This window comes from Streptomyces sp. NPDC055815 (assembly GCF_053616475.1).
In genome coordinates this window covers 1-23,927 of sequence record NZ_JBSHDU010000071.1, presented here as the reverse complement: position 1 = coordinate 23,927, position 23,927 = coordinate 1, and the positions used below count along the sequence as shown (strand labels likewise).

Genomic DNA, 23,927 nt, shown 5'->3' with positions numbered 1-23,927 from the left:
CGGTCTGATCTTCGCCCTCCTCGGCAGGTGAACGACCGAATCCGGTCGTACCGTCGAAAACATGACTCAGCGGGCGAAGATCGACACGGACGGCAGCCGGTCCGAAGCCGGGACGGCGACGACCGGGCCGCCCGTCGTGCACCGCCCCGGAGGACTGACCTCGGCCGAGGTCGCCGAACGCGTCGCGCGCGGCGAGGTCAACGACGTACCCGTACGGAGCTCCCGCTCGACCACGGAGATCGTCCGCGCGAACGTCTTCACCCGCTTCAACGCGATCATCGGCGTGCTGTGGGTGATCATGCTCTTCGTCGCGCCGATCCAGGACAGCCTCTTCGGCTTCGTGATCATCGCCAACACCGGCATCGGCATCATCCAGGAGCTCCGCGCCAAGAAGACCCTCGACGGTCTGGCGGTCATCGGCGAGGCGAAACCCACCGTCCGGCGCGACGGAGTGGCGGCCGGGCTGTCCACCTCGGAGATCGTCCTGGGCGACCTGATCGAGCTGGGCCCGGGCGACAAGGTCGTCGTGGACGGCGAGGTCGCGGAGGCCGAAAGCCTGGAGATCGACGAGTCGCTCCTCACCGGCGAGGCGGACCCGGTGGTGAAGAAACCGGGCGACCCCATGATGTCCGGCTCGTTCGTGGTCGCCGGCGGCGGCGCGTTCACCGCCACCAAGGTCGGCCGCGAGGCGTACGCCGCCCAGCTCGCCGAGGAGGCCTCCCGCTTCACCCTGGTCCACTCCGAGCTGCGTACCGGCATCTCCACGATCCTCAAGTACGTGACGTGGATGATGGTCCCGACCGCGATCGGGCTCGTCATCAGCCAGCTCGTCGTGAAGGACAACAACTTCAAGGACGCCGTCGCCCGCACGGTCGGCGGCATCGTCCCGATGATCCCCGAGGGCCTCGTCCTCCTCACCTCCGTCGCCTTCGCGATCGGCGTGATCCGCCTCGGCCGCAAGCAGTGCCTCGTACAGGAGCTGCCGGCGATCGAGGGCCTGGCCCGGGTGGACGTGGTGTGCCTGGACAAGACGGGCACGCTCACCGAGGGAGGCATGGACGTCACGGAGCTGCGCGCGCTGAACGGATCGGACGAGACGTACGTACGGAAAGTCCTGGGCGCGCTGGGCGAATCGGACCCGCGCCCGAACGCCTCCCTCCAGGCCATCATCGACGCCTACCCGGACACGGTGGAGTGGCGCTGCACCGAATCGCTCCCGTTCTCCTCGGCCCGCAAGTACAGCGGGGCGTCGTTCAGCGAGGGGGACGGGGAGAACTCGACCTGGCTCCTGGGAGCCCCGGACGTCCTCCTGAAACCGAAGGACCCGACGCTCCCGGAGATCGACCACCTCAACCAACAGGGCCTGCGGGTCCTCCTCCTCGCCCGTACGAGCCAGGAACTCGACTCCCCCGAGGTGGCGGCGGACACCCACCCCACCGCCCTGGTCGTCCTGGAACAGCGCCTGCGCCCGGACGCCTCCGACACGCTCGCGTACTTCGCCGACCAGAAGGTCTCCACGAAGGTCATCTCGGGCGACAACGCGGTCTCGGTGGGAGCGGTCGCCGGAAAGCTGAACATGCCGGGCGCGGAGAACACGGTGGACGCCCGCCACCTGCCCACCGAGCGGGAGGACATGGCGAAGGTCCTCGACGAGAACGCCGTCTTCGGCCGGGTCACCCCGCAGCAGAAGCGGGACATGGTGGCGGCGCTCCAGTCCCACGGCCACACGGTCGCCATGACCGGCGACGGCGTCAACGACGTCCTGGCCCTCAAGGACGCGGACATCGGCGTCTCGATGGGCTCGGGCTCGGAGGCGACCCGGGCGGTGGCGCAGATCGTCCTGCTGAACAACAGCTTCGCGACGCTCCCGTCGGTGGTGGCGGAAGGCCGCCGGGTCATCGGCAACATCACCCGGGTGGCCACCCTCTTCCTCACGAAGACGGTCTACTCGGTCCTCCTGGCGGTCCTGGTGGTCTGCTCCCAGGTGGAGTACCCCTTCCTCCCCCGCCACCTGACCCTGCTGTCCACCCTCACGATCGGCGTCCCGGCGTTCTTCCTCGCCCTCGCGCCCAACAAGGAACGCGCGAAGCCGAACTTCGTACGGCGGGTGATGCGGTACGCGATCCCCGGCGGCGTCGTCGCGGCGGCGGCCACCTTCACGACGTACCTCCTGGCGCGCCACTACTACACGGGCGAGGACGCCCTGGGCGCGGAGACCAGCGCGGCCACCCTCACCCTCTTCCTGGTCTCGATGTGGGTCCTCGCGATCATCGCCCGCCCCTACACCTGGTGGCGCATCACCCTGGTCGCCTCGATGGGAGCCGCCTTCCTCCTGGTCCTCGCTGTCCCGTGGCTCCAGGAGTTCTTCGCCCTGAAACTGGTGGGCGTGACGATGCCGTGGACGGCGGTGGCGATCGCAGCGGCGGGCGCGGCACTGCTGGAACTCGCGTGGCGGTGGGTGGACCGGAGGTTCCCGGCGTAGCCGAGGCCCGACGTGGGGCGCGGCCGGCCCCGAAGCTCAAGCGCCGAGCTTCGAGCGGTGTTTGAGGGAATGGGATCGGGCCTGGGATTCAACCCACCCACCCACCCCGCGAGTTGACGGAGGGTGGCCGACTTGCCACGCAGTGTCATATGCCTCTAGCGTGACCGGCGAGCTTGGGAAACAAGCGACCCCCACAAGGTGCGGGAACACCTGGAGGGGGTCTCACCACCGAGATCGAGAGATCGGACCGATCACCATGGTTAACACCGACTTTAGTGCTGCCCCCCACCCCCTGGCCAACCCGGGATACGGGAAGCGTTCCGCGCCGCACCAGCTTCCCCGGGGCCCGCAGGACTTCGCCCACCTCCCGGCCCGCGAGGCCGCCGTCGCCGCGTACATCGACCGACTGCCCGAGGGCAGCGACATCTCGGTGAAGACGCTGGCCAAGCAGCTGCCGTACGGACAGACCGCCCTGAGCACCTCGCTCAACCGCATCCAGCGGGCCGGACACCTGCGGCGCGGACGCGAGTGCCCGAACGGAAAATGGATCACTCGAACGTGGTTCACACGAACGCCACGTGACAGCGCGTGGTGGGCGGCGTTCCAGCAGGGCGACGTCCCCCGCGAGTCGAAGCGGAACACCCGCTCACGCGCCTACGTCCTCCTCGCCGCCCTGGGCCGCGCCAACTCCGCGCTGTCCCTGTCGCATGCCGAGTGCCACGCCCTCGCCCCGCTGGTCGAGGAGTGGTTCGACCGGGACGCCGCCGAGGACCACATCCTCCGGGCCCTCACCTCCGGCCTCCCGCAGCCCGTCCACCACCCCGCCGGCCTCGTCCGCCGCCGCCTCACCGACAAACTCCCGCCCCTCCCCGTCCGGCGCACCCCCGCCCCGCCCCGCATCCTCGAATGCGGCACCTGCGGCGCCCCGGGATACGCCGACACCCTCGAAGGCGGCGACTGCGGCCCCTGCCGCGGCGAACCCGTCCCCCGCCCCCGCACCCACCTCCCTGCCGCCCAGGTCCACACCAGGGTCGCCACCATCAGGGAAGGACTGGAAGCCGCCCGGAGGTGACCCGTCAGTGACGGACGAGCCCGTTGTCAGTCGATGGCCTGGTAGAGCGTGGTCCAGAAGTCGTTCATGGCACGCGGCGAATCCGGGGTGGACAGTCCGACCTGGGTGAGCAGGACTCCGGTGAGCTGGTTGGCCCTGTCCGCGTAGGCGGTGGTGCCGCTACCACCGAACCAGCCGAACTGGCCGACGGGCGCGTAGTCGCCGCGATGCGTGCGCACCGCCATCCCGAATCCCCAGCCGCCGTGCGAGCCCTGGCCGGACGAAAAGTGCGCGACGCTGCTGAACATGGCTTCCCGGGCCGCACGTTGCGCGGGCGAGAGACGGTTGGTGGTCATCAGCTCGACGGCGGCCCGGGACAGGATTCGTTCCCTTCCGTGCATACCGTCGTTCAGCAGCATCTGGAAGTAGGCGTGGTAGTCGTCGACGGTGGAGACCAGCCCGCCGCCGGCGCCCTGGAACGCGGGAGGCGTGCTGGACCTTCCCCCTGCCGCCTCGTCCCACACCACGAACTCGCCGGTCTGCGGGTCGGGCCCGTACAGGGGCGGCAGTCGGTCGATCTTGTCGGCGGGCACGTGGAAGGCGGTGTCCTTCATCCCCAGCGGATCGAGGATGCGTTCGCGCAGGAACGCCTCCAACGACTGCCCCGTGACCCTGGAGACAAGCACGCCGACCACCTCGTTGCTGAGGTCGTACTGCCACCGAACGCCGGGCTGGTACTGCAGCGGCAGCTCGCCGAGGCGGCGCATCCATTCGTCCGGCTCGGGCGCCGGCCCGGATGCCACGCTGTAGTCGAGACGCTCGAAGGTCGCGGCCCTGATCGGGGAAGCCATGGACTCGAAGTCCACTCCGAGTCCGAACGTGGAGGTCAGCAGGTCCCGTACGGTGATCGGTCGCTGCGCCGGCACGGTCTCGTCCAGCGGTCCGTCGGGCCGCTTCAACACCTGCCGGTCGGCGAGTTCGGGGAGCCACTGATCCACCGGGTCGTCCAGCCGCAGCCGACACTCGTCGAGCAGGATCATCGCCGCCGCCATCGTGACCGGCTTGGACGTGGACGCCATCCGGAAGATCGTGTCCCGGCGCATCGGCGCGCCACCGTCATGACGCATCGTCCCGATCGCTTCGACGTGCGTCTGGCCGCCGCGGCTGACCAGCGCGACAAGGCCGGGAATCTTCTTGGACTCGACGTGCCGTGCCAGCACCTCGCGCACGCGGCGCAGCCCTGCCTCGGAGAAACCGCTGTTGCTCGTTCCCATGGCCAATCTCCTGTTCACAACGCTCATTTCACGGCGGCCCCAGTGGCTGCCTGGCCCTTTCGAGCGGCCATGTGAAGAGCCTGTGCCCTTGACCCAAGGTCAAGGTCAACCCCGTATCGCGATCAACGGGTGACCGGCACCGATCGCAGGCGTCCCGGTATCCTCGCCCCTGTGATCGTCCGGACTTCCCGGCCGTCGCCTACGCGGTTCGCGAGACCGCAGCCGCCCACGACCTGGAGGTGCGCCGAGCCGATGGCGGACGGACTCACGATCGGTCAGGCGGCGGCGTTCGTCGGTGTCACGATCAAGACCGTGCGGCACTACCACCGGCTCGGCCTGGTCGCCGAGCCGGAACGCGACGGTTCCGGCTACCGCCGCTACCGATCGGGCGAGCTGTTCCGGCTGGTCCAGGTCCGGACCCTGGCCGCGGCCGGCGTGCCGCTGGCCGAGATCGGCGACCTGCTCGACGCCGATCCCGAAACGTTCGCCGCCACCCTGGACGACGTCCATCGCCGGCTCGACGAACGGATCGAAGACCTGATCGCGCGCCGCGACAGGCTGCACCGTCTCGACCACGGCGACCGGGCCCTGCTGCCCGACCGCGCCTGCGCGGTCCTGGACCGACTGGCCGAACTCGGCTTCAGTACCGACTACGTGGCTGGTCAACGGGAGGCTCTGGTGCTGGCCCGTGCGCTGGTCCCTGAGATCTTCGACATCTTCCTGACCCGGCTTGAACATGCGCTGGACGATCCCGAATCCGTCGAGCTGACCAAGCGCGGTTGGGATGCGAGGACCTGGGATCCGGACGACCCGCGGATCGAGGAGTTGGCGACCACGCTGGCCGACAAGCTGCTGACCAACCGCGCGCTGCTGGCGATGCCGACCGAGTTTCGGAACCAGTCCGACGCGGCCTCCCGGTACGGAATGGTCAACCGCCACCGGGAGGACCAGTCACCGTCCATCGCCCGGTTGAACATGCTGGTCGAGGCGAACCTGCGCGCAGCCGGCATCGCCGTTCCGAGTCAGTGACGGCCGCTCAGCCCTCAACCCCCCACAGCGAAACGCCAGGTGGAGTGAGATCCCGGGCCGGGCGGCCGCAGCCTCGAAGCCGGATCACGCCGAGGGCCTCACGACCCGCACCCCTTCCGCCCTCAGGCGAGCGTGGTCGCCAGGCTGTCCAGTACGTGGGGCCAGCCGTGGCCCATGCCCTCGTATGCCTGCTTGCCCAGGGGTGAGTCGAGGTCGAAGCCCGCGTGGGTGAGGACGAGGCGGGTGCCCTCGGCCTCCGGGTGGAGCGTCCAGGTGATGGTGGTGTCGAGGGTGCCCTCGGCGAAGCGGTAGGCGAGCAGCCGCTCGTCGTCGACGGCGGTCACCTCGCAGGGCTGCTGCCCGAACTGGCCCATGTCGAGGGTGAAGCGGTGTCCGACGAGGGGCTTGACGTCGCCGGCGGCCCACCAGCGGGCGTGCAGCTCGGGGTCGGTCAGGGCCTTCCACACCGCGGCGGGCGGGTGGGGCAGGAACTTCTCGCAGGTGATCGTGTTGTTCTCGGTCATGTCTCGTCTTCCTCGTCCAGGAGGTGGGCCAGCGCGTCCAGACGCTGCTTCCAGTAGTGCTCGAACGGGTGCAGCCACTCGCCCACCTCGGCCAGCCGGGCCGGTTCCAGGTGGTAGAAGCGGTGCCGCCCGCGGGGCTCCTCGCGCACGAGGCCGGCGGTACGGAGCACTGCCAGGTGCTCGGAGACCGCGGGCCTGCCGAGCTCGAACATCCCGGCCAGTTCGCCGGTGGAGCGAGGCCCTTCACGGAGCGTTTCGAGCAGTTTGCGGCGTACCGGGTTGGCCAGCACGCCGAACACGTCGGTCGGCATGCCTCCACGATACGTCGGAGTTTTCCGACGCGTCAAAAGTTTCCGACGCATCGCTCAGGCGACGCTCATCCCCCCGCCGCCGCCCCACGGATGAAGTCCCTGACGGCCGTCGCGTACTCCTGCGGATGGGTGATGTGCGGGATGTGCCCCGCGCCCTCGAAGGTGTGGCGCCGGGAGTGCGGCAGGACCGCGGCCAGGCGGTCGAGGACCGTCGTGAACCAGGCGGGGCTCTCGGTGCCGCGGCTCAGCTGGACCGGGACCGTGCAGGCGGAGAGGCCTTCGAGGTCCAGTTCGGGCCAGGTCGGGTCGTTCTGCTCGTCCAGCCACGTCTGGCCGTGGCGCACGAACGTCTCGCGCATCGCGGGCGGGAGCTTGTCCCACATGCCGGGGCCCAGGGCCACCTCCTCCACGAAGGCGTGCGCGCCCTGCTCGTCCTCGCCCTTGCGGAGGTGGTCGAGGACGTTGTCGAAGGAGACGAACGTCTGCTGCAGCTCCTTCATGGCCTCCGGGTCGTCGGCCACGACCCCCACCAGCGGCGGCTCGTGGACCGTGAGGGTGCGGAACAGCTCCGGCCGCCGCGCCGCCAGGCCGAGGACGATCGACGCGCCGAAGGAACTTCCGGCGACGTGCGCGGGGGCGTGGCCGAGCCCCTCGATCAGCGCGGCGAGGTCGTCCTCGTCCTGCCTCCGCGTGCCCTGCCCCGGCACCGCCTCGCTGTCGCCGTGGCCGCGCCGGTCGTACGCGACCACGGTGAACGACGCGCGGATGTCCGCGTCGATCGCCGCCTGCCAGCTCGTGCGGTCGCTCCACGAACCGTGGACGAGGACGAGCGGTTCGCCCTCGCCCACGGTCTCGTAGGCGAGATTCACGTCGTTGGCGCGTACCTGGGGCATGCGGGCCTCCTCGGGGCGGGTGAGGCGACGGTTCCCGAGCGCCGCCCTACAGGTCTCTACCAGCACCTTTCGGTGTCGCGCGCGCTGCCGCGCCGCGACGGCGACGGCAGGCCCTCGGTCGGCGCCGACGGCGCCGTCGTCATCCCGCCCGGGTGGCCTCCGTCAGTGGAGCTCCCGGTACATGTTCCAGCCCGTGCCGATCCGGACCCTGGCCCGGAAACTGGCCGGCCCCGGCGTGCCGCCCGTGGACGAGTAGCGGTAGAGGTCGCCGGCGCGGTCGGCCGCCAGCAGATCGCCCCGGCCGTCGCCGTCGACGTCCCCGATCGCGGCGAGCTTGCTGTAGGCCTGCCAGCCGCTGCCCACCTTGACGCGGGCCTTGAACGGGGCGGTCATGGTGCCGGTCCCGGCGTACAGGTACAGGTCACCGGACGGCGTCCGGGCGACGATGTCGGCACGCCCGTCACCGGTGTAGTCACCGGCGCCGACGATCCGGTCGTACGCGTTCCAGCCGCTGCCGATCCTGACCCGGGTGTCGAAGAGCGGGTAGTAATCCGTGGTGGCGCTTCGGTAGACGTAGAGGTTGCCGGACGTGTCACGGGCGAGCAGGTCGCCCTTGCCGTCACCCGTGAGGTCACCGGGGCCGGCCAGCAGGTTGAAGGCGCCCCACGTGTAGCTGCCGACGTCGTACTGGCCCTCGGAGCCCCCTGCCAGCCCCCCGTCGTTGCAGATCGCGAACATGTCGGCGCGGTCGTCGAGGGCGACGTCGGAGGCGAGGGTGATCAGCCTCGTACCGGCGGGGTAGCCGTTGCCGCACTGGTACGGGGAGGGCGCCGAGCGGCGCTGAGCCAGCAGGCCGTTTCCGAGCGTCTGGTACGAGTAGAGCCTGCCGTCCGTGCCGAGGCCCTGGATCCGGGACTTTCCGTAGGCCGGGATCCCACCCGCACCGGCGATGACGTCGGCCTCCCGCCACGAGTAGCCCCACCAGCCCAGGGTCCGCTGCGCGAACCCGCCCTGGCCGAGCCCCTTGTAGACGTAGAGCTGCCCCTCGACCGTCCGGCCCACGATGTCACCGTGGCCGTCGCCGTCCATGTCGTCGCCGCCGGCGAGCTGGTTGTAGACACCCCAGCCGGACCCGATGCGGACGGGCGCCTTGAACGTCGGGGACGCGCCCGCGACGCCGGCGTGGAAGAACAGCTCGCCCGAAAGGGTGCGGGTGACGACGTCGCCGACACCGTCGGAATCGTCATCGGTGACGCCGACCAGCTGGTCGTACGTCTGCCAGCCCGTGGCGATCCTGACCCGCGCGCCGAACGGCCCGGTCGTGTCCCCCGTGGACGGGTAGAAATACACGTCACCGGCCGGTGTGCGGCCCAGCAGATCGGGGCGCCTGTCCCCGTTCAGGTCGCCCGGCGACAGCACCTTGTTGTAGATCTGCCAGCCGCGCCCGACCCGGTCCCGCTCCGTGGCGTAGTCCTGGTTCCACGTGCCGCCCCCGTTGGTGCGCACCATGGTGAGCGTCCCGTCGGTGGAGAGCACCAGGAAGTCCGGAGCACCGTTGCCGTCCTGATCGCCGACCGGGATGTAGTCCTTGAAGGTGACGTCCCCCGGAAGGTCCTCCTCGAGGTGGAACTCGTACCCGCCCGGATCGTCCGGCATCGGACTGTGCAGCCTCAGCGGTCCGGAGAACGGCCGGTACATGATCTCGCCCGTGCCGTCGCCCGCGAAGTCCAGCCGGGGCAGGGCCCTGGCCGGGCTCGGCGGAACGGTGTCGGCCGCCGCGGGCTGCGACAGCAGCATGCCGGCCAGGGACGCGAGGCCCGTACAGGCGGCGATGAGACGGGCGCGCCGGCCGTACCGACGCGCGCGTGAAGAACTGGACATGCTCCCCCCAAAGAAGCGTCTGAGGCGCAGATCCTAGGGCGCGGCCGTTCGGGGGCCTTCACCACCCTCCCCCCCGGTTCGCCGGCACGGCCGCCCCGGGACCCTCAGTCGATGCAGAGGCGCCACCGCCCCCGGTCAGTCGAACCAGCGGTCCCTCGCCAGTTCTGCCGTCCTCGACGGGTCCTCCAGGAGGGCCGCCACCTCGAAGCGGCGGGGCCACTGGCCGGCCGCCCAGGCGAGGCCCGCCGCGACGCCCTCCAGGGTGGCGGCGTGGACGACGCCGTCGGGAGTGCGGCGCCAGTCGAGTTCGACGCCGCCCGCGTGGAGTTCCTCGTGCTCGATGTACGAGGTGGGGGTGGCCGGGCCGAGGAGGGCGTGGACCGACGGGGGCACCTCGTGCTCCTCGCCGACCGTCGTGACCTCGGCCTCCACCGCCTCGCTCAGGCGCCGGACCTGGAAGAGGTCCGCCAGGTCGTCCGCGCGGGTCGGGGAGACCGGGAGGAGCGGCAGGTCGCCGGCCAGCGGGAGGAGGTCGGGGGCGTCCGCCACCAGGGCCTCCGAGGCCTCGACGACGACCAGGCTGCCGTCCACGACCGCGCGCAGGTCGTCGGGGAGCGTCACCTGCTCGGGGTCCAGGTCCGCCAGCGCCGTGTACAGGGCGTGCAGCTGCGGCGCCGTCACCTCCCGCGTCGGGTCGGCCAGGCGGGCCAGCAGCTCGGCCGCGCCGCCCGGTTCGTCGAGGAGCGCCGCGACCGAGGTGCGGACGCCCAGGGCGCGCAGGACCTGCTCGTCCTCGAAGCCGGTCGCGTCGGCGGAGTCGTACAGGCCGGAGAGCAGCGGGTCCGAGCCCTCGGCGCGGAGGCCCGCCGGGCGGCGGCCGTCGAGGACGGGGTGGTCACGCAGCCACCAGGCCGTGTACGAGCGGACGGTCTCCGTCGTGCCGTCCGGGAGGAGGATCCGTACGGGCTGGGTCAGGGCGTCCCGCAGCGGCGGCTGCGCGAGGAGTGCGAGCGCCTGCGGCCAGGCGTCGTCGTCGACCAGGTCCAGGTCCCGTACGGCCACGATCTCCGTCGCCACGGGGGGTACGGCGGTCATCGGGAGGCGGTCGAGGACGTCCTCGCACCACACGTCGACCGCGTCGAGCAGCCCGGCGTCGTCCGGCTCCGGGTAGTCGCCCTCGCGGGGCTCCACCTCGTCCGGGTCGAGGACCAGGTCGGTCGCGCGGACCAGGGCGAAGTTCGCCAGGACCCCGCACGCGGCGAGGGGCTGCTCGCCCCAGCGGGACGCCAGCTCGGCGTCCACGAAGGCCAGTTCGTCCTCGCGCATCACGGCCGCGAACGCCGAGCCGGGAAGCACCAGTTCACCCGCCGGGGACAGTTCGCCGTCCTCGTCGGGGAGGGCCAGCGCCCCGAGCCACGGCTCCTCGCCGGGGCCGAGCTCCGCGTCGCGGACCAGCGCGAGGACCGTGTCGGCCAGCTCCTCCGCGTCCGGCGCGTCCGCGTCCTCGTCCCAGATCTCCCCCGCGTCGAGCGACGCGGCGACCGCCGCCCGCACCTGCGGGGTCGTCAGGACCGCGCGGGGCGTGGCCGGCAGCGCGCCCAGCTTCTCCAGGAGCGGATGGGCCGCCTCCGGGTGCGCCACCTTCAGGCCGAGCCGCGTCAACTCCGCGGGAGTCCGTTCCTGCGGAAGGAGGACCTGCCGAGGGCCGATCGTCGTACGGACCCTGGCACCCTCCTCCGTTTCCGCAAGCGGCACCGGCAGGCCCGTCAGACGGTCCGGGTCGACGCCCGCGAGGGAGTCGTAGAGCCGCCACCACCACGTCGGCGCCCTGTCGACCCCCGCCAGGCGGTCGATCGCCTCGGTGAGGGGGACACGGCCGACGCCGAGGGTACGGAGCTCGGGGCGCCGCTCCAGGCCGGCGGGCAGCAGCGTCGGGAACACCTCGGCGAGCACGTCGACGGTCTCCGCGCCCGCGCCCTCCACGACCTCCGCCTCGATCGGCCGGAGCGCCGGCAGCTCCTCGGACGGCGCGGCCGGCGCCAGGAACGCGACCCTCGGCAGCCGGTCCAGGATCGCCTCGCGCAGCGCCCCGTCGACGTGGCCCTTGCCCAGCGGGCCGGGGACCAGGTCGAGGGTCGAGGTGGTCACCGGGTGCCAGTCGGCGAGGAGTTCGGCGTACGCGTCGGCCGCCCGCTGCACCAGGAAGTCGGTCAGCGGCCCGGGCGCCGGGTGCCGCCGGGCGGTGTCCAGCGGGAGCGACGCGATGAGCAGGGCGGGGATGCCGAGGGGCTCGTCGGTGGGCGTCGGCGCGTGCACGACCGGGGTCGTACGCGGGTAGCGCGGGGCGCCCTCCGCGTCCACCGGTACGGCCCAGGTGACCGACCAGTGCGGGCGGAGCCGCTCCTCGACCGGGCGGTCCTTGAGGAGGTCCGCGTCGAGGGGGCCGCCGTGACTGACGGTCCGCCAGCGGTGGGTGCCCGTGGCCGAGTCGTCGATGCGGACGTAGCCGTCGTCCTCGGAGCGGCGGATCGTCCGCACGCCCTCGGCCGTCTCCACGACGATCTCCGCGAGACCCGGGAGGGTGAGGAGCAGCGCGTCGTCGACGGACGTGAGCAGCCGCTCCGCCAGGTCCTCGGCCGCCGTGTCCCGCAGCGGCAGGACGACGACGGTGTCGTAGCCCTCGGGCGCGGTGCCCTCGGCGGGCAGCGGGAGCCGGAGGAGGGGTACGTGGCCGTCGCGGCGGCGCAGTTCGTCGCCGAGGCCCGGGCTGTACCGGGCGGCCTCGGCGGCCAGCTCGCGGGCCTCGGCGAGGGACCAGCGGACGCCGCCGTGCCGGCCGAGCACGGCGGGCTCGTCGCTCACCGCCAGGACGGCGGCGAACCCGACGCCGAACCGGCCCACGGCGCCGTGCGTCTGCTCGCGCTTGGCGGAGGCGCGGAGCGTCGACAGCGACTCGGCGCCGGCGGCGTCCAGCGGCGCGCCGGTGTTCGCCGCGGCGAGGACCGCGGGGCCCTCGTGGTCCGCCGGGTGCAGGGTCAGGCGGAGACGGCCGGTGACGCCGGCGCGGTGGGCGGCGTCGGCGGCGTTCTGCGCCAGCTCGACGACGAGGCGGTCGCGGTAGCCGCCGAGCGCCAGGTCCTCCTCGGCGTTGGCGTCCTCCCGGAAGCGGGCCGGACTCGCGCCCCAGGCGTCGAGCACGCCCCGCCGCAGACGTGCGGTGCCGAAGGGATCGGTTCCGTCGGTCGTCGTCCGGACGCTGACGCTCACCAGGTGCCTCCGAGGATGCCCCGGCCTTCAGGCCGGGAAGGATTCGGGCTCTTGCGGAACTGGGCAGGGAAAACTGAACCACCGTCAGGGTGACGGAATGTCCTCCGCGGCAGCGCGGCGCTCGCTCTCCAGGCGGTGGACAATCTCGGAGTTGAGAGATCTGCGGGCGGAACGGGCCTGATCGACCAGCCACTCGTGCAGCTCGGCGGGCAGGCGGAGCGTGATGCGCTTCTCTTCATCCATGACCCTAGATTAGTGGTTCTTTGACTGCTGATCAGTGGTAGCTTGACACCATGGCGACACCATCCCGGTCGAGGCAGGATACTGGGCACGCCCGGTACACCTACCGGCTGCGCGTGTCGTCGACCGCCCGCACGGAGCTTCTTGCCGAGTGGGACCGATGCCGGTGGGTGTGGAACGAGTGCGTGGCCAAGTCCCTCGCCGTACACGCCTATAACCGTGGACACTCCGGCGACAGACAGACGTGCGGCCCGGCGCAGCTCGACAAGATGCTGACCGATGCCCGCGCCCGCACATCGTGGCTGCGCAAAGGGGCGAGCGTCCCGCAGCAACAGATCATCCGGGACTTCGCCACGTCCCGCTCCAAGGCAATGAAGGACATCGAGAAGCGGTTGCCCATGCGGCAACGCGCCGGGATGCCGCGCCACAAGAAGAAGCGCGAGGCTCTGCCGACGCTGAACTACACCACCCGGGGCTTCCGCCTGAAAGAGGGACGCCTCCACCTCGCGGGCGGCATCACGCTGAGTGTGGTGTGGTCCCGCCAGCTGCCTGCCACGCCGTCGAGCGTGCGCGTGTACCAGGACGACATCGGCCACTGGTACGCCTCGTTCGTCGTCGTGACCGAGATCCAGCCACTCCCCACGACCAGCGCCGTCCTCGGTGTCGACTGGGGCGTCAAGGAAACCGCCACCACCACGAGCGACGCTCACGACCTCCCTCATCCGCAGTACGGCAGGAAGGCCCAGGCCAAGCTGACCCGCTACCAGCGGCAGATGGCCCGCCGTGCACGCCCGAAGGGCACGCCGCGGTCGAAGGGCCACCGCACAGCTCAGCGGCAGGCCGCCAAACTCCACAAGAAGATCGCCCGGCAACGGCAGGACACCGCCCGCAAATGGGCCAAGCGCGTCGTCCGCGACCACGACGCCATCGCCGTCGAGGACTTCCGCCCGAAGTTCCTCGCGAAGACCACCATGGCGCGCAAAGCGGCGGACGCGGCGATCGGTGCGACCAAGAAAGCCCTGATCGAGATGGGCCGCAAGCACGGGCGGGACATCCGCCTCGTACACCCCGCGCACACCACCATGGACTGCGCATCGTGCGGAGCGAGAACCAAGCACGCACTTCCTCTTTCGGAACGTACCTACGCCTGCACCTCGTGCGGAGCCGTGTCCCCGAGGGACAAGAATTCCGCCCGCGTGATGCTCGTCCGGGCTGGTCTCGACCCGGCTGGTGCCGAGGGCACAAGACCTCCGGGAGCGCCGCTCCCGGAGGCAGCCTGAGCCAGGAATCCCCTCCCTCCGAGGAGGGGAGGACGACAAGTCTGACTCCACTCTGCCGATGCCGATGTGTTCCTCGAAACCCGGACCGGTGAGGGCTCGGGGCCCGAAGGTACCGCGCTCGACGTCCCGGACGGCCATCGCCTTGCCGGGCCTGGGCGTCTACAGGTGGCCACCCTGCCGGGCTCGGGTTCCCCCACGGAAGCCGGGAGGACCTACGAGTGGCCCAGGTCCTCCGAGGAGGCGTCCGGTTCCGTTGTGGAGCCGGAGTCCTTTGCCGGGCGGAGCGGGAACGCGTCCGCGGCCATCGAGTCCAGGACCGGCGGCGCCGGCCGCGGCGGCTTCGGCATGACGGCCGCCTCCGAGTGCCCCCCGCAGCCGTACGCGAGGGACACGACCCGGCCGTCCGCCGGGGAGAACTCGTTCGCGCAGATGCCGAAGGCCTGCTTCAGCGAGCCCGCGAGCGGCACCAGGAACGCGCAGGACTCGCACGACGCGGGCGCCGCCTGTGCCATCGGGGTCTTCGCGCCGAACGCCTCGTCCCAGCGGTCCGCGGCGACGTGCAGGCCGTAGCGGGACAGGACCCGGGCCCGGCGCATGCCGAGTTCCTCGGCGACCGCGGCGATCGCGCCGCGCGACGGGGTGCGCGAGGTGAGTTCCGCGTCCTCCTCGTCGAGGTGCTCCGACATCTCCTCCGACACGGCGGAGTTCGGCGGCGGCGTGTCCTCACCGGAGTAGCCGGGCTCCAGGCGCAGGTCGTCCTGTTCCGTGGGGAGGAGGTCCCCGGGCCCCATGTCGCCCGGCCGCAGCCGCTCGCTCCACGGCACCCACTCGGGGGCCATGAGCGCGTCCGTACCCGGCAGCAGGACGGTTTCGTCAAGCGTGACGTTCTTGGCGCGGGAGGCGCGCGTGACGGTCACCGCCCAGCGCCAGCCCCGGTAGCCGGGCTCCTTGGACTCGAAGTAGTGCGTGACGACGCGGTCGCCCTCCGCGACCACCTCGACGTGCGCGCCGACGATCCCGGGCGCGGCCGCCTCCTCGGCGGCCTCCCGCGCGAGGTCTACGGCCTCGGCGCACAGGCGGTCGGGGGTACGCGTGGCTCGCGGGGTACGCGGGGTACCGCTTCGCGTCGTCGCAGCACTCACAGGTCTCGCTTCTCTCCTACGCCGTCTCACGGGTGCGCCGGCCGAGGGGCGGGAGCGAAGCCACGGGCGGCGGGCGGAGCGGACCAGAGGGCCGCATCGACGTCCGCACCCGACTTGTCTCGCGCGTCTCGGGCACACCTAACGCCATCCATTCTGCGGGATGCCGAAGAGGCGCGCGGCCGAGAGATTCCGCCGGTGACGCGCTACGCACGCTACCCCGTTCGCGGGCCTCCGCCCACCTGCCCGTCCCAAGTGACCGGATCGCGGATCCCCGGAAGCCCCCCGGAGCCCGTCCCCGGGCGGGCCCGCGCCCTGCACCACGACCGCGCGATCACGGGGGTCCCCCGTCGCGCCCCGGTTCGTCCGGCCCCCGCGTGGGGCACTATGACGGAGTGGCAGCCGCACGGTCCCCCGTACGATCGCATGATCCCGCCGGGCCGCTCCGCCGAGCGGGCCGGAAGGTCGGGCGTGCCCTGCACCTGCCGTTCACCGGGACCGCGAAGGGCATCCGCAAGGCCACGCACGCGCACGGTGCGGGCGAGTCGGGGCTCGGGAAGCTGATCGAGCTGCACGCGGTGAACGGCGCCGGCGACGTCATGATCACCGTCGCCCTCGCCTCGACCGTGTTCTTCTCCGTGCCGACCGACGAGGCCCGCGGCCGCGTCGCGCTCTACCTCGCCGTCACGATGGCGCCCTTCACCCTCCTCGCCCCCGTGATCGGCCCGCTCCTGGACCGCATCCCGCACGGGCGGCGCGCGGCGATGGCGGGTGCGATGCTGACCCGGGCCGTCCTCGCGATCATGATGTCGGGGGCCGTGGCGACGGGCGGTCTCGAGCTGTATCCCGCCGCGCTCGGCGTGCTCGTGGCCTCGAAGGCGTACGGGGTCGTCCGCAGTGCCGTCGTGCCCCGGCTCCTCCCGCCGAACTTCTCGCTCGTGAAGGCGAACTCCCGGGTCACCCTGGCCGGTCTGCTCGCCACCGGCATCGCCGCGCCGATCGGTGCGGGGCTCCAGCTGATCGGGCCGCGCTACCCGTTGTACGGGGCGTGCGCGCTGTTCCTGCTCGGTACGTTCTGGGCGCTGCGGATGCCGCACAAGGTGGACTCGGCGAAGGGCGAGCGGCGGGCGCACCTGCTGACGCACGGCGAGAAGAAGCCGAGCCTGCGGACAGTGGGCCCGTCGGTGCTGCACGGGCTCCAGGCGAACGCGGCGCAGCGCATGCTGTCGGGTTTCCTGATCTTCTTCCTGGCGTTCCTGCTGCGCGAGCATCCGCTGTCCGGGCAGAGCGCCGCCGTGTCCCTGGGGATCGTGGGTGTGGCGGCGGGCACGGGGAACGCCTGCGGTACGGCCGTCGGCTCGCTGCTGCGGGACCGCGGCCACGGGCCGGAGGTGATCATCGCCACGATGATCAGCGTGGTCTGCGGTACGGCGATCTGCACGGCCATCTTCTTCGGGGGCCTGATGGTCGCCGTCCTCGGCGCGGTCGCGGGGCTCACCCAGGCCCTGTCGAAGCTGTCCCTGGACGCGCTGATCCAGCGGGACGTGCCGGAGCTGGTGCGGACCTCGGCGTTCGCCCGCTCGGAGACGGCGCTGCAGATGGCGTGGGTGGTGGGCGGCGGGATCGGCATCTCGCTGCCCCTGAACGGCACCGTCGGCATGTCCGTCGCCGCCGGGATCCTCGCCGTGGGCGCGCTCCTCTCGGTCCGCGGCCTGCTGTCGGCGGCCCGCCGCCGCCCGGGCCCGAAGGGCGGCCGGCCCAAGGCGACCGTGGCCTAGGCACGCGGGGAGACACCCGTACGAAGCGGTACGCCGTGGCGGCACGCCGTACCCCCGCGTGGCGCGGGCGCGGCGGCCCGATAGCCTTCGGCTCATGACCGTTGCGTTCTTCTCCGGCTCGCGCCGCCGGGCCGCCGTCGCCCTCGGGGCCGTCTCCGCCGGGCTCCTCGTACTCTCCGCCTGCGACAAGCCGACTCCGCTCGCGACCCTGACGGTCGGGACCGACTCGGTGCACTCCGAGGCCGCCTGCTACAACGATGGCGAGGCCATCAAGGAGTCGCAGATCCAGCAGTGCCTCAACAAGAAGGCCGAGAAGACCATCACGGTCTCCACGGACGACAAGATCCGCTTCGGCGTGGACCCGGAGATCGCGGACCACGGCTGGACGATCTTCCTCGGCGGCCAGCAGGCCGAGCCCGAGCCGTACAAGAAGACGTACCGGACCATCCCGGCCAGCGCCTTCTTCTCCCAGTCCCCGACCGGCGAGGTCACCGACAAGACCCAGGTGACCATCGTCGAGAACACCGGCAAGAAGCTGACCGGCATCTGGCACTTCCAGCTGAAGAAGGATTCCTGATCCGCCGGTGGTCCACCGGATCCTGATCGTGACGGCCGTGGCGGCGGAGGCGGATTCCGTCTCCGCCGGCCTCGGCCTCGACCTCGGCGGCCCCGAGCTCCTCCCGCTGCCGGGGGGCTTCACCCTGCGCCGCCATGCCGGCGGTCACGACGGCCGGCTCGACAGCCGTCACGACGGCCGGGTCGACGTGCTCGTGGGCGGGGTCGGACCCGCCGCCGTCGCCGCCGCGACCGGGACGGCTCTCGCGCACGGCGCGCTGACCGGCGACGGCTACGACCTCGTCGTCTCCGCCGGGATCGCCGGCGGCTTCCAGCCGGCCGCACCGGTCGGGTCCCTCGTCGTGTCCTCGGCGATCGTCGCCGCCGACCTCGGGGCCGAGACCCCGGACGGGTACCTCGCCGTCGACGAGCTGGGCTTCGGCCGCTCCGTCCACCCCGTGCCCGAGGCGCTGACCCGGCGGATCAGCGCCGCGCTCGCCGGGGCATGCACCCTCGCGCCCGTCCTCACCGTCTCCACCGTCACCGGCACCGCCCGCCGCGCCGCCGAGCTCGCGGAGCGGCACCCGACGGCCGCCGCCGAGGCGATGGAGGGCTTCGGCGTCGCCGAGGCCGCCGCCGCGTACGGCGTGCCCGTCGTCGAGATCCGTGCCGTGTCGAACGCCGTCGGCCCCCGAGACCGCGCCGCCTGGCGCATCGGCGAGGCCCTGGGCGCCCTCCGGCAGGCCTTCGAGCCGCTCAGCAGAACCGTCTTCGTGGAGTCGTGGGAGCCGTCGTGACCAAGCTCAAGATCGCCTACTCGCCCTGCCCCAACGACACCTTCGTCTTCGACGCCTGGGCGCACGGCCGGGTGCCGGGCGCGCCCCGGCTCGACGTGACGTTCGCGGACATCGACGTCACCAACGGCTGGGCGGAGAGCGGCACCGACTCCCACGACGTCCTGAAGGTGTCGTACGCGGTGCTGCCGTGGATCCTCGACGAGTACGCCCTGCTGCCCTGCGGCGGCGCCCTGGGCCGCGGCTGCGGGCCGCTCGTCCTGACGCGCGAGCCGGTCGGCGGCGAGGGCCTGGCGGGGAAGACGGTCGCGGTGCCGAGCGAGCGCTCGACCGCGTACCTGCTGTTCCGGCTGTGGGCGGCGGAGAAGGTGCCCGGGGGCGTCGGCGAGGTCGTCGTGATGCCGTTCCACGAGATCATGCCCGCCGTACGGGACGGGAAGGTCGACGCGGGGCTCGTCATCCACGAGGCCCGCTTCACGTACAAGAACTACGGGCTGCACTGCCTCGCCGACATGGGCGAGCACTGGGAGTCCACGACCGGGCTCCCGATCCCGCTGGGCGCGATCGTCGCCCGCCGCTCGCTGGGCGCCGAGACGCTGGAGCTGCTCGCCGCCTCCGCGCGGGCGTCGGTGCGGATGGCCTGGGACGATCCGGCGGCCTCCCGGCCGTACGTCCTGGAGCACGCCCAGGAGATGGACCCGAAGGTGGCCGACCAGCACATCGGTCTCTACGTGAACGAGTTCACGGCCGACCTCGGCGAGCACGGCTACGCGGCGGTCCGCGGGCTGCTCACGCGCGCCGCGGCCGAGGGACTCGTACCGCCCCTCGGCCCGGACGCGCTGGCTTTTCCCTGAGCGGCGGTTACACGTCGAGCTGGTCGGCGACCGCGCGCAGCAGGCCCGCGATCTTCTTGCCGGCCGCCTTCTCCGGGTAGCGGCCGCGCTCCAGCATCGGCGTGATGTTCTCCAGGAGCGTCGTCAGGTCCTGGACGATGGACGCCAGTTCGTCGGGCTTACGGCGCTGCGCCGCGGCGACGGACGGGGTCGGGTCGAGGATCGTGACGGACAGCGCCTGGTCGCCGCGCTGACCGGCGACGACCCCGAACTCCACCCGCTGACCAGGCTTCAGTGCGTCGACTCCGGCAGGGAGCACCGACGAGTGGACGAAGACGTCGCCGCCGTCGTCACGGGAGAGAAAGCCGAAGCCCTTCTCGCTGTTGAACCATTTGACCTTGCCGGTAGGCACGTCTGTCCTCGTCCTCGTCCTCGTCGATGGGGATGGCAAACGGCGGGTCGTCGGCTGACCCGCCGGCACCAGGCTAATGGGCAGGAGGCCGGTGACAAGACGCCGCCGATGTGTTCCTCCGGCCTGGGAACTACCCTGGCCGGATGCGTAGTGAAACCCCCGCCGTGCCGGTGGACGACAGTGCCCCGGGTGACGGACTCGTCAAGGCCGGTGTGATCCTGTTCGCGGTCGGCGCGCTCGCGACGCTGGTCACGGTGGCCCCGCTGTTCCTGGGGACGGACCCGTTCCCCACCGTGGCGTACCTCGTGTCGATGCTGATGGGGGTCGGATTCCTGGTGGCCGCCGCCGGGGTGCTGCGTTCGGTCGCGGCCCAGCGGCGGCAGGCCCGTTCCGGCCGGACGGCCTGAGGCTCAGGCCAGGTACCCCTCCCACCAGGCGCGGAAGTCCGTCAGGTCCGGCAGGACCACGTCCGCGCCGGCCGCCCGGAGCTCCTCGGCCGGGCAGGGGCCGGTCGCGACGGCCACGGAGTAGGCGCCCGCGGTGGCGGCGCCCCTGACGTCGCCGACGTGGTCCCCGACGTACACCCCGGCGGCGTGCGCGCGCAGCGCCTCCGCCTTGCCCTCGGCCCACAGGCCGCCGGCGACCGCGTCGGGCTCGATGCCCAGGTGGGCCAGGTGCAGCTCGGCGTGCGGGCCGTTCTTCGCGGTGACGACGATCGTGCGGCCGCCCGCCTCGCGGACGGCCTCGATGGCGTCCTGGGCGCCCGGCATCGGGACGGTGGGCTCGATCGCGTACGAGGGGTAGAGCGCGCGGTAGCGGGCGGTCATCTCGGTGACGTGCTCCGCCGGGAACCAGTGCGCCATCTCCTGCTCCAGGGGCGGCCCCAGGCGGCTGACGACGAGGTCGGCGTCGATCGGGACGCCGACCTCGGCGGAGAAGGCGACGAAGGCCGCCCTGATGCCCGGGCGGGTGTCGAGCAGGGTCAGGTCGAGGTCGAAGCCGACGGTGGGCGCGTGCGGGGGCGGTGTGGTCGTCATGGACCCCATTGTCGGGGGCTCGGGGGCACGTCTGTTCGCACAGGGGCGCTGCTTAAACTGAGGCGAGCCTAACCAAACCTGTACTTCCCGATGGGTCCCGATGCCAGCCGCTTTCCGAACCAGACGGGTCCTCGCGACCTCGGCGGCCCTCGTCGCCCTGCTCCTCGCCGTCCTCCTCAGCCTCGCCGTGGGCGCCCGCCCCATCGCGCCCTCCACCGTCCTCGACGCCCTCCTGCACGGCGCGACCGGCGACGACGCCGAGGTCGTCCGGCAGCTCCGCGTCCCCCGGACCCTCATCGGGCTGATGGTCGGCGCCGCCCTCGCGCTCGCCGGCACCGCCCTCCAGGGCATCACCCGCAACCCGATCGCCGACCCCGGCATCCTCGGCATCAGCCAGGGCTCCTCGGTCGCCGTCGTCCTCGCCATCGCCTTCCTCGGCGTGCACGAGCTCAGCGGGTACGTGTGGTTCGCCTTCGCCGGCGCCGCCCTCGCCTCGGTCGCCGTCTACGCGATCGCCGCCGCCGGGCGCGGCGGCGCCACGCCCGTGAAGCTGGCGCTCGGCGGCGCCGCGATCAACGCGCTGCTGCTGTCCGTCACCACCGGCGTGCTCACGACCAGGGCCTCGGCGCTCGACGAGTTCCGGTTCTGGCAGATCGGCTCCCTCGACGGCCGCGACACCGAGATCGTCGGCCAGACCTGGCCCTTCCTGCTGCTCGGCGCGGTCCTCGTGCTCTCCGTGGCACGCGGCCTCGACGCGCTCGCGCTCGGCGAGGACGTCGCCAAGGGCCTCGGGCAGCGGGTCGCGACCGTACGGATCGTGGGCGGGCTCGGCGCGACCGTCCTGACGGGCGTGGCCGTGGCCGCCGCCGGTCCGGTCGCCTTCGTGGGCCTCGCCGTCCCCCACATCGCCCGCGCCGTCGTCGGCTCCGACCACCGCTGGGTCCTGCCGATGGCCGCGGTCATCGGACCGGTGATGCTGCTCGTCGCCGATGTCGCCGGACGGATCGTGTTCCCACCGGGCGAGATCCCGGCCGGGGTGATGACGGCGCTGATCGGCGTGCCGTTCCTGGTCACGCTGGTACGCCGGAAGGCGGTGCCGGCATGACGGCGCCGCTGACCGGCGTCCGGACCTCGAGCGGCGCTGGGAAGGTTCGGCCCGCCGGGTACGGGCTCGTGCGCGCCCGGCGGGGGTCCTTCCTCGTCCACCGGCGCTCGGCCCTCGTCGCCGCGGGCCTCCTGCTGCTCCTGGCCGCGGCCTGCGTCGCGTACCTCTGCGTCGGCGAGAAGTTCGTGGCACCAGGTGAGGTCGTACGGATCCTCCTCGGGCAGTCGTCGCCGTCCACGTTCGTCGTCACGGAGCTCCGCGAGCCCCGGCTCGTCGCCGCCCTCGCCGTCGGCGCCGCCTTCGGCATCGCGGGCGGCCTCATCCAGACCGTCGCCCGCAACCCGCTCGCCAGCCCCGACATCATCGGCATCAGCCAGGGCGCCGGGGCCGTCACCGTCGCCGCGATGACCTTCGGCCTCACCTCGTACACCGTCCTGCCGTACGTCTCCATCGCCGGCGGCATCCTCGCCGCCGCCCTCGTCTACGCCTTCGCCTGGCGCGGCGGACTGCACGCGACCCGCTTCGTCCTCATCGGCATCGGCATCGCGATCGCGCTGCGGTCCCTCATCACGCTCTTCATGACGAAGGGCGACTACCTCGTCGCCCAGCAGGCCCAGATCTGGATGACCGGCTCCCTCAACGGACGCGGCTGGGACGAGTCCGCGCCGATCCGCTGGACGCTGCTCCTGCTGCTGCCCGCCGTGCTGTGGGCGGCCCGCGCCCAGCGGACCGTCTCCCTCGACGACGACACGGCGACCGCGCTCGGCGCCCGGCTCGGCGGGGTCCGGCTCGGGCTCGTCGCCCTCGGCGTCGTCCTCGCGTCCGTGGCGACCGGCGTCGCAGGGCCGGTCGACTTCGTCGCCCTCCTCGCGCCGCAGATCGCCCGCCGCATGACCCGGACGGCGCAGATCCCGCTGCTCTGCTCCGCGCTCACCGGCGCGGTGATCGTGGTCGTCGCCGACCTGCTCGGCCGACGGCTCTTCTCCCCCGTCGAACTGCCCGTGGGTGTGCTCACGGCGGCGGTCGGCGCCCCGTACCTGATCTGGCTCATCGTCCGGAGCCGAGCCGTTGGAGGAAAGTCGTGAGCAGACTGCAGGCCCGCGAGCTCACCCTCGCCTACGAGGACCGCACCGTCGTCGAAGAGCTCGACCTCGCGATCCCCGACGGCAAGGTGACCGTGATCGTCGGCCCCAACGCCTGCGGCAAGTCCACGACGCTGCGGGCGCTCGGGCGGCTGCTGAAGCCGGCGGGCGGCGCGGTCCTCCTCGACGGGGAGTCGCTCGCCAAGCTCCCCACGAAGCGGATCGCCCGCTCCATCGGGCTGCTGCCGCAGACGCCCGTCGCGCCCGAGGCCATCACCGTCGCCGACCTCGTCTCCCGCGGCCGCCAGCCGCACCAGGCCTGGTGGAAGCAGTGGTCCGAGGAGGACGAGCGGGCCGTCGCCGACGCCATGGACCGCACGGACGTCGCCGCGCTCGCCGACCGGTCCGTCGACGCGCTCTCCGGCGGGCAGCGGCAGCGGGTGTGGATCGCGATGGCCCTCGCGCAGGAGACGGACCTGCTCCTCCTCGACGAGCCCACCACCTACCTGGACATCTCCCACCAGGTGGAGGTCCTCGACCTGGTCCGCCGCCTGAACCGGCTCCGCGGCCGGACCGTCGTCCTCGTCCTCCACGACCTGAACCAGGCCGCCCGGTACGCCGACCACCTCGTCGCCATGAAGGCGGGGCGGGTGGTGGCGGCCGGCGCGCCGTCGGAGATCGTCACGTCCGATCTCGTACGGGACGTCTTCGGGCTGTCGTCGGTGGTGGTCCCGGACCCGGTGACGGGGTCACCGCTGGTGGTACCGGGGGCGCCGTGGCAGACGGACGCGGTGACGTCCACGGAAGCCTGACCGGCGGGCCCGGCGCCCGTGCGACGCCGCGCCCGCGCCGTGCGGCGCCCCGCCGCCGTGTGACGCCGCGCCCGCGCCGGACGGCGCCCCCCGCCCGGGGCTCAGCCCGCCCCGCGTGCGCCCGCGCCCGGGCGGGTCGGTACCCGGC

General features: G+C 72.4%; 22 protein-coding genes. 12 read left to right on the top strand and 10 right to left on the bottom strand.

What is annotated here, in order from left to right:
• The first annotated feature begins 61 nt into the window (after window positions 1-61).
• Together ACWGN5_RS32675 and ACWGN5_RS32670 are read left to right on the top strand one after the other, a co-directional pair.
• Window positions 62-2,482 carry an HAD-IC family P-type ATPase gene (locus ACWGN5_RS32675; RefSeq protein ID WP_453522010.1) on the top strand — a complete coding sequence of 807 codons (2,421 nt, stop codon included), beginning with the start codon at window positions 62-64 and terminating at the stop codon, window positions 2,480-2,482.
• 256 nt (window positions 2,483-2,738) lie between these two features.
• A complete protein-coding gene (locus ACWGN5_RS32670) occupies window positions 2,739-3,554 on the top strand; it encodes a hypothetical protein (RefSeq protein WP_453522008.1) in 816 nt (271 codons plus the stop codon).
• A gap of 26 nt (window positions 3,555-3,580) precedes the next feature.
• Here ACWGN5_RS32670 and ACWGN5_RS32665 read toward each other — a convergent pair whose 3' ends face one another.
• Window positions 3,581-4,807 (bottom strand): serine hydrolase domain-containing protein, encoded by a 1,227-nt coding sequence (locus tag ACWGN5_RS32665; protein ID WP_453522007.1) that lies wholly within the window; start codon window positions 4,805-4,807, stop codon window positions 3,581-3,583.
• Window positions 4,808-5,059: 252 nt separating this feature from the next.
• On the opposite strand from ACWGN5_RS32665, the gene ACWGN5_RS32660 reads away from it, so the two are divergent.
• The gene (locus ACWGN5_RS32660) at window positions 5,060-5,836 is read left to right on the top strand and encodes a MerR family transcriptional regulator (RefSeq protein ID WP_453522006.1); all 777 of its coding nucleotides are present in this window, start codon (window positions 5,060-5,062) and stop codon (window positions 5,834-5,836) included.
• A 122-nt stretch (window positions 5,837-5,958) separates the two neighbouring features.
• On the opposite strand, the gene ACWGN5_RS32655 is transcribed toward ACWGN5_RS32660, so the two are convergent.
• The 6 genes from ACWGN5_RS32655 to ACWGN5_RS32630 all read right to left on the bottom strand — a co-directional run bounded on the left by ACWGN5_RS32655 (window position 5,959) and on the right by ACWGN5_RS32630 (window position 12,955).
• Complete coding sequence (locus ACWGN5_RS32655; protein ID WP_453522004.1) at window positions 5,959-6,360, bottom strand: SRPBCC family protein; 402 nt, start codon at window positions 6,358-6,360, stop codon at window positions 5,959-5,961.
• Window positions 6,357-6,671 (bottom strand): ArsR/SmtB family transcription factor, encoded by a 315-nt coding sequence (locus ACWGN5_RS32650; RefSeq protein WP_453522002.1) that lies wholly within the window; start codon window positions 6,669-6,671, stop codon window positions 6,357-6,359. Before ACWGN5_RS32650 ends, ACWGN5_RS32655 begins: the two co-directional genes overlap by 4 nt.
• Window positions 6,672-6,736: 65 nt before the next feature.
• The gene (locus tag ACWGN5_RS32645; protein ID WP_453522000.1) at window positions 6,737-7,564 is read right to left on the bottom strand and encodes an alpha/beta fold hydrolase; all 828 of its coding nucleotides are present in this window, start codon (window positions 7,562-7,564) and stop codon (window positions 6,737-6,739) included.
• Between the two features lie 162 nt (window positions 7,565-7,726).
• The gene (locus ACWGN5_RS32640) at window positions 7,727-9,445 is read right to left on the bottom strand and encodes an FG-GAP repeat domain-containing protein (protein ID WP_453521998.1); all 1,719 of its coding nucleotides are present in this window, start codon (window positions 9,443-9,445) and stop codon (window positions 7,727-7,729) included.
• 135 nt (window positions 9,446-9,580) lie between these two features.
• Window positions 9,581-12,712 carry a sacsin N-terminal ATP-binding-like domain-containing protein gene (locus tag ACWGN5_RS32635; RefSeq protein WP_453521996.1) on the bottom strand — a complete coding sequence of 1,044 codons (3,132 nt, stop codon included), beginning with the start codon at window positions 12,710-12,712 and terminating at the stop codon, window positions 9,581-9,583.
• A gap of 84 nt (window positions 12,713-12,796) precedes the next feature.
• Window positions 12,797-12,955, bottom strand: a complete 159-nt coding sequence (locus ACWGN5_RS32630) for an Arc family DNA-binding protein (RefSeq protein WP_453521994.1) — start codon at window positions 12,953-12,955, stop codon at window positions 12,797-12,799.
• Between the two features lie 50 nt (window positions 12,956-13,005).
• Here ACWGN5_RS32630 and ACWGN5_RS32625 point away from each other — a divergent pair, with 50 nt between their 5' ends.
• Complete coding sequence (locus tag ACWGN5_RS32625; protein ID WP_453521993.1) at window positions 13,006-14,232, top strand: RNA-guided endonuclease InsQ/TnpB family protein; 1,227 nt, start codon at window positions 13,006-13,008, stop codon at window positions 14,230-14,232.
• Between the two features lie 212 nt (window positions 14,233-14,444).
• On the opposite strand, the gene ACWGN5_RS32620 is transcribed toward ACWGN5_RS32625, so the two are convergent.
• Entirely contained in the window at window positions 14,445-15,374 is a 930-nt protein-coding gene (locus ACWGN5_RS32620; protein ID WP_453521991.1) for a DUF3027 domain-containing protein, read from the bottom strand.
• 392 nt (window positions 15,375-15,766) lie between these two features.
• Here ACWGN5_RS32620 and ACWGN5_RS32615 point away from each other — a divergent pair, with 392 nt between their 5' ends.
• From ACWGN5_RS32615 to ACWGN5_RS32600, 4 genes are all read left to right on the top strand, one after another.
• On the top strand, window positions 15,767-17,149 hold the full coding sequence (locus ACWGN5_RS32615; RefSeq protein WP_453521989.1) for an MFS transporter: 1,383 nt from the start codon (window positions 15,767-15,769) through the stop codon (window positions 17,147-17,149).
• Window positions 17,150-17,243: 94 nt separating this feature from the next.
• Window positions 17,244-17,726, top strand: a complete 483-nt coding sequence (locus ACWGN5_RS32610; protein ID WP_453521988.1) for a DUF2771 domain-containing protein — start codon at window positions 17,244-17,246, stop codon at window positions 17,724-17,726.
• A 7-nt stretch (window positions 17,727-17,733) separates the two neighbouring features.
• Window positions 17,734-18,501 (top strand): futalosine hydrolase, encoded by a 768-nt coding sequence (locus ACWGN5_RS32605; protein WP_453521986.1) that lies wholly within the window; start codon window positions 17,734-17,736, stop codon window positions 18,499-18,501.
• Window positions 18,498-19,352: a 1,4-dihydroxy-6-naphthoate synthase gene (locus ACWGN5_RS32600; RefSeq protein WP_453521984.1), complete on the top strand. Its 855-nt coding sequence runs from the start codon at window positions 18,498-18,500 to the stop codon at window positions 19,350-19,352. Before ACWGN5_RS32605 ends, ACWGN5_RS32600 begins: the two co-directional genes overlap by 4 nt.
• 7 nt (window positions 19,353-19,359) lie before the next feature.
• Here the strand turns inward: ACWGN5_RS32600 and ACWGN5_RS32595 are convergent, their stop codons facing one another.
• Window positions 19,360-19,743, bottom strand: a complete 384-nt coding sequence (locus ACWGN5_RS32595; protein WP_030694234.1) for a cold-shock protein — start codon at window positions 19,741-19,743, stop codon at window positions 19,360-19,362.
• Window positions 19,744-19,886: 143 nt separating this feature from the next.
• Here ACWGN5_RS32595 and ACWGN5_RS32590 point away from each other — a divergent pair, with 143 nt between their 5' ends.
• On the top strand, window positions 19,887-20,150 hold the full coding sequence (locus tag ACWGN5_RS32590) for a hypothetical protein (protein ID WP_453521981.1): 264 nt from the start codon (window positions 19,887-19,889) through the stop codon (window positions 20,148-20,150).
• A 3-nt stretch (window positions 20,151-20,153) separates the two neighbouring features.
• Here ACWGN5_RS32590 and ACWGN5_RS32585 read toward each other — a convergent pair whose 3' ends face one another.
• Complete coding sequence (locus tag ACWGN5_RS32585; RefSeq protein WP_453521980.1) at window positions 20,154-20,789, bottom strand: HAD family hydrolase; 636 nt, start codon at window positions 20,787-20,789, stop codon at window positions 20,154-20,156.
• 91 nt (window positions 20,790-20,880) lie between these two features.
• Here ACWGN5_RS32585 and ACWGN5_RS32580 point away from each other — a divergent pair, with 91 nt between their 5' ends.
• From ACWGN5_RS32580 to ACWGN5_RS32570, 3 genes are read left to right on the top strand one after another with little or no spacing between them, the layout of a single operon-like run.
• Window positions 20,881-21,885: a FecCD family ABC transporter permease gene (locus ACWGN5_RS32580; protein ID WP_453521978.1), complete on the top strand. Its 1,005-nt coding sequence runs from the start codon at window positions 20,881-20,883 to the stop codon at window positions 21,883-21,885.
• Window positions 21,882-22,970, top strand: a complete 1,089-nt coding sequence (locus ACWGN5_RS32575) for a FecCD family ABC transporter permease (RefSeq protein ID WP_453521976.1) — start codon at window positions 21,882-21,884, stop codon at window positions 22,968-22,970. The genes ACWGN5_RS32580 and ACWGN5_RS32575 overlap by 4 nt, the downstream gene beginning before the upstream one ends.
• Complete coding sequence (locus ACWGN5_RS32570; RefSeq protein ID WP_453521975.1) at window positions 22,967-23,779, top strand: ABC transporter ATP-binding protein; 813 nt, start codon at window positions 22,967-22,969, stop codon at window positions 23,777-23,779. Before ACWGN5_RS32575 ends, ACWGN5_RS32570 begins: the two co-directional genes overlap by 4 nt.
• The last annotated feature ends 148 nt before the right edge of the window (window positions 23,780-23,927 follow it).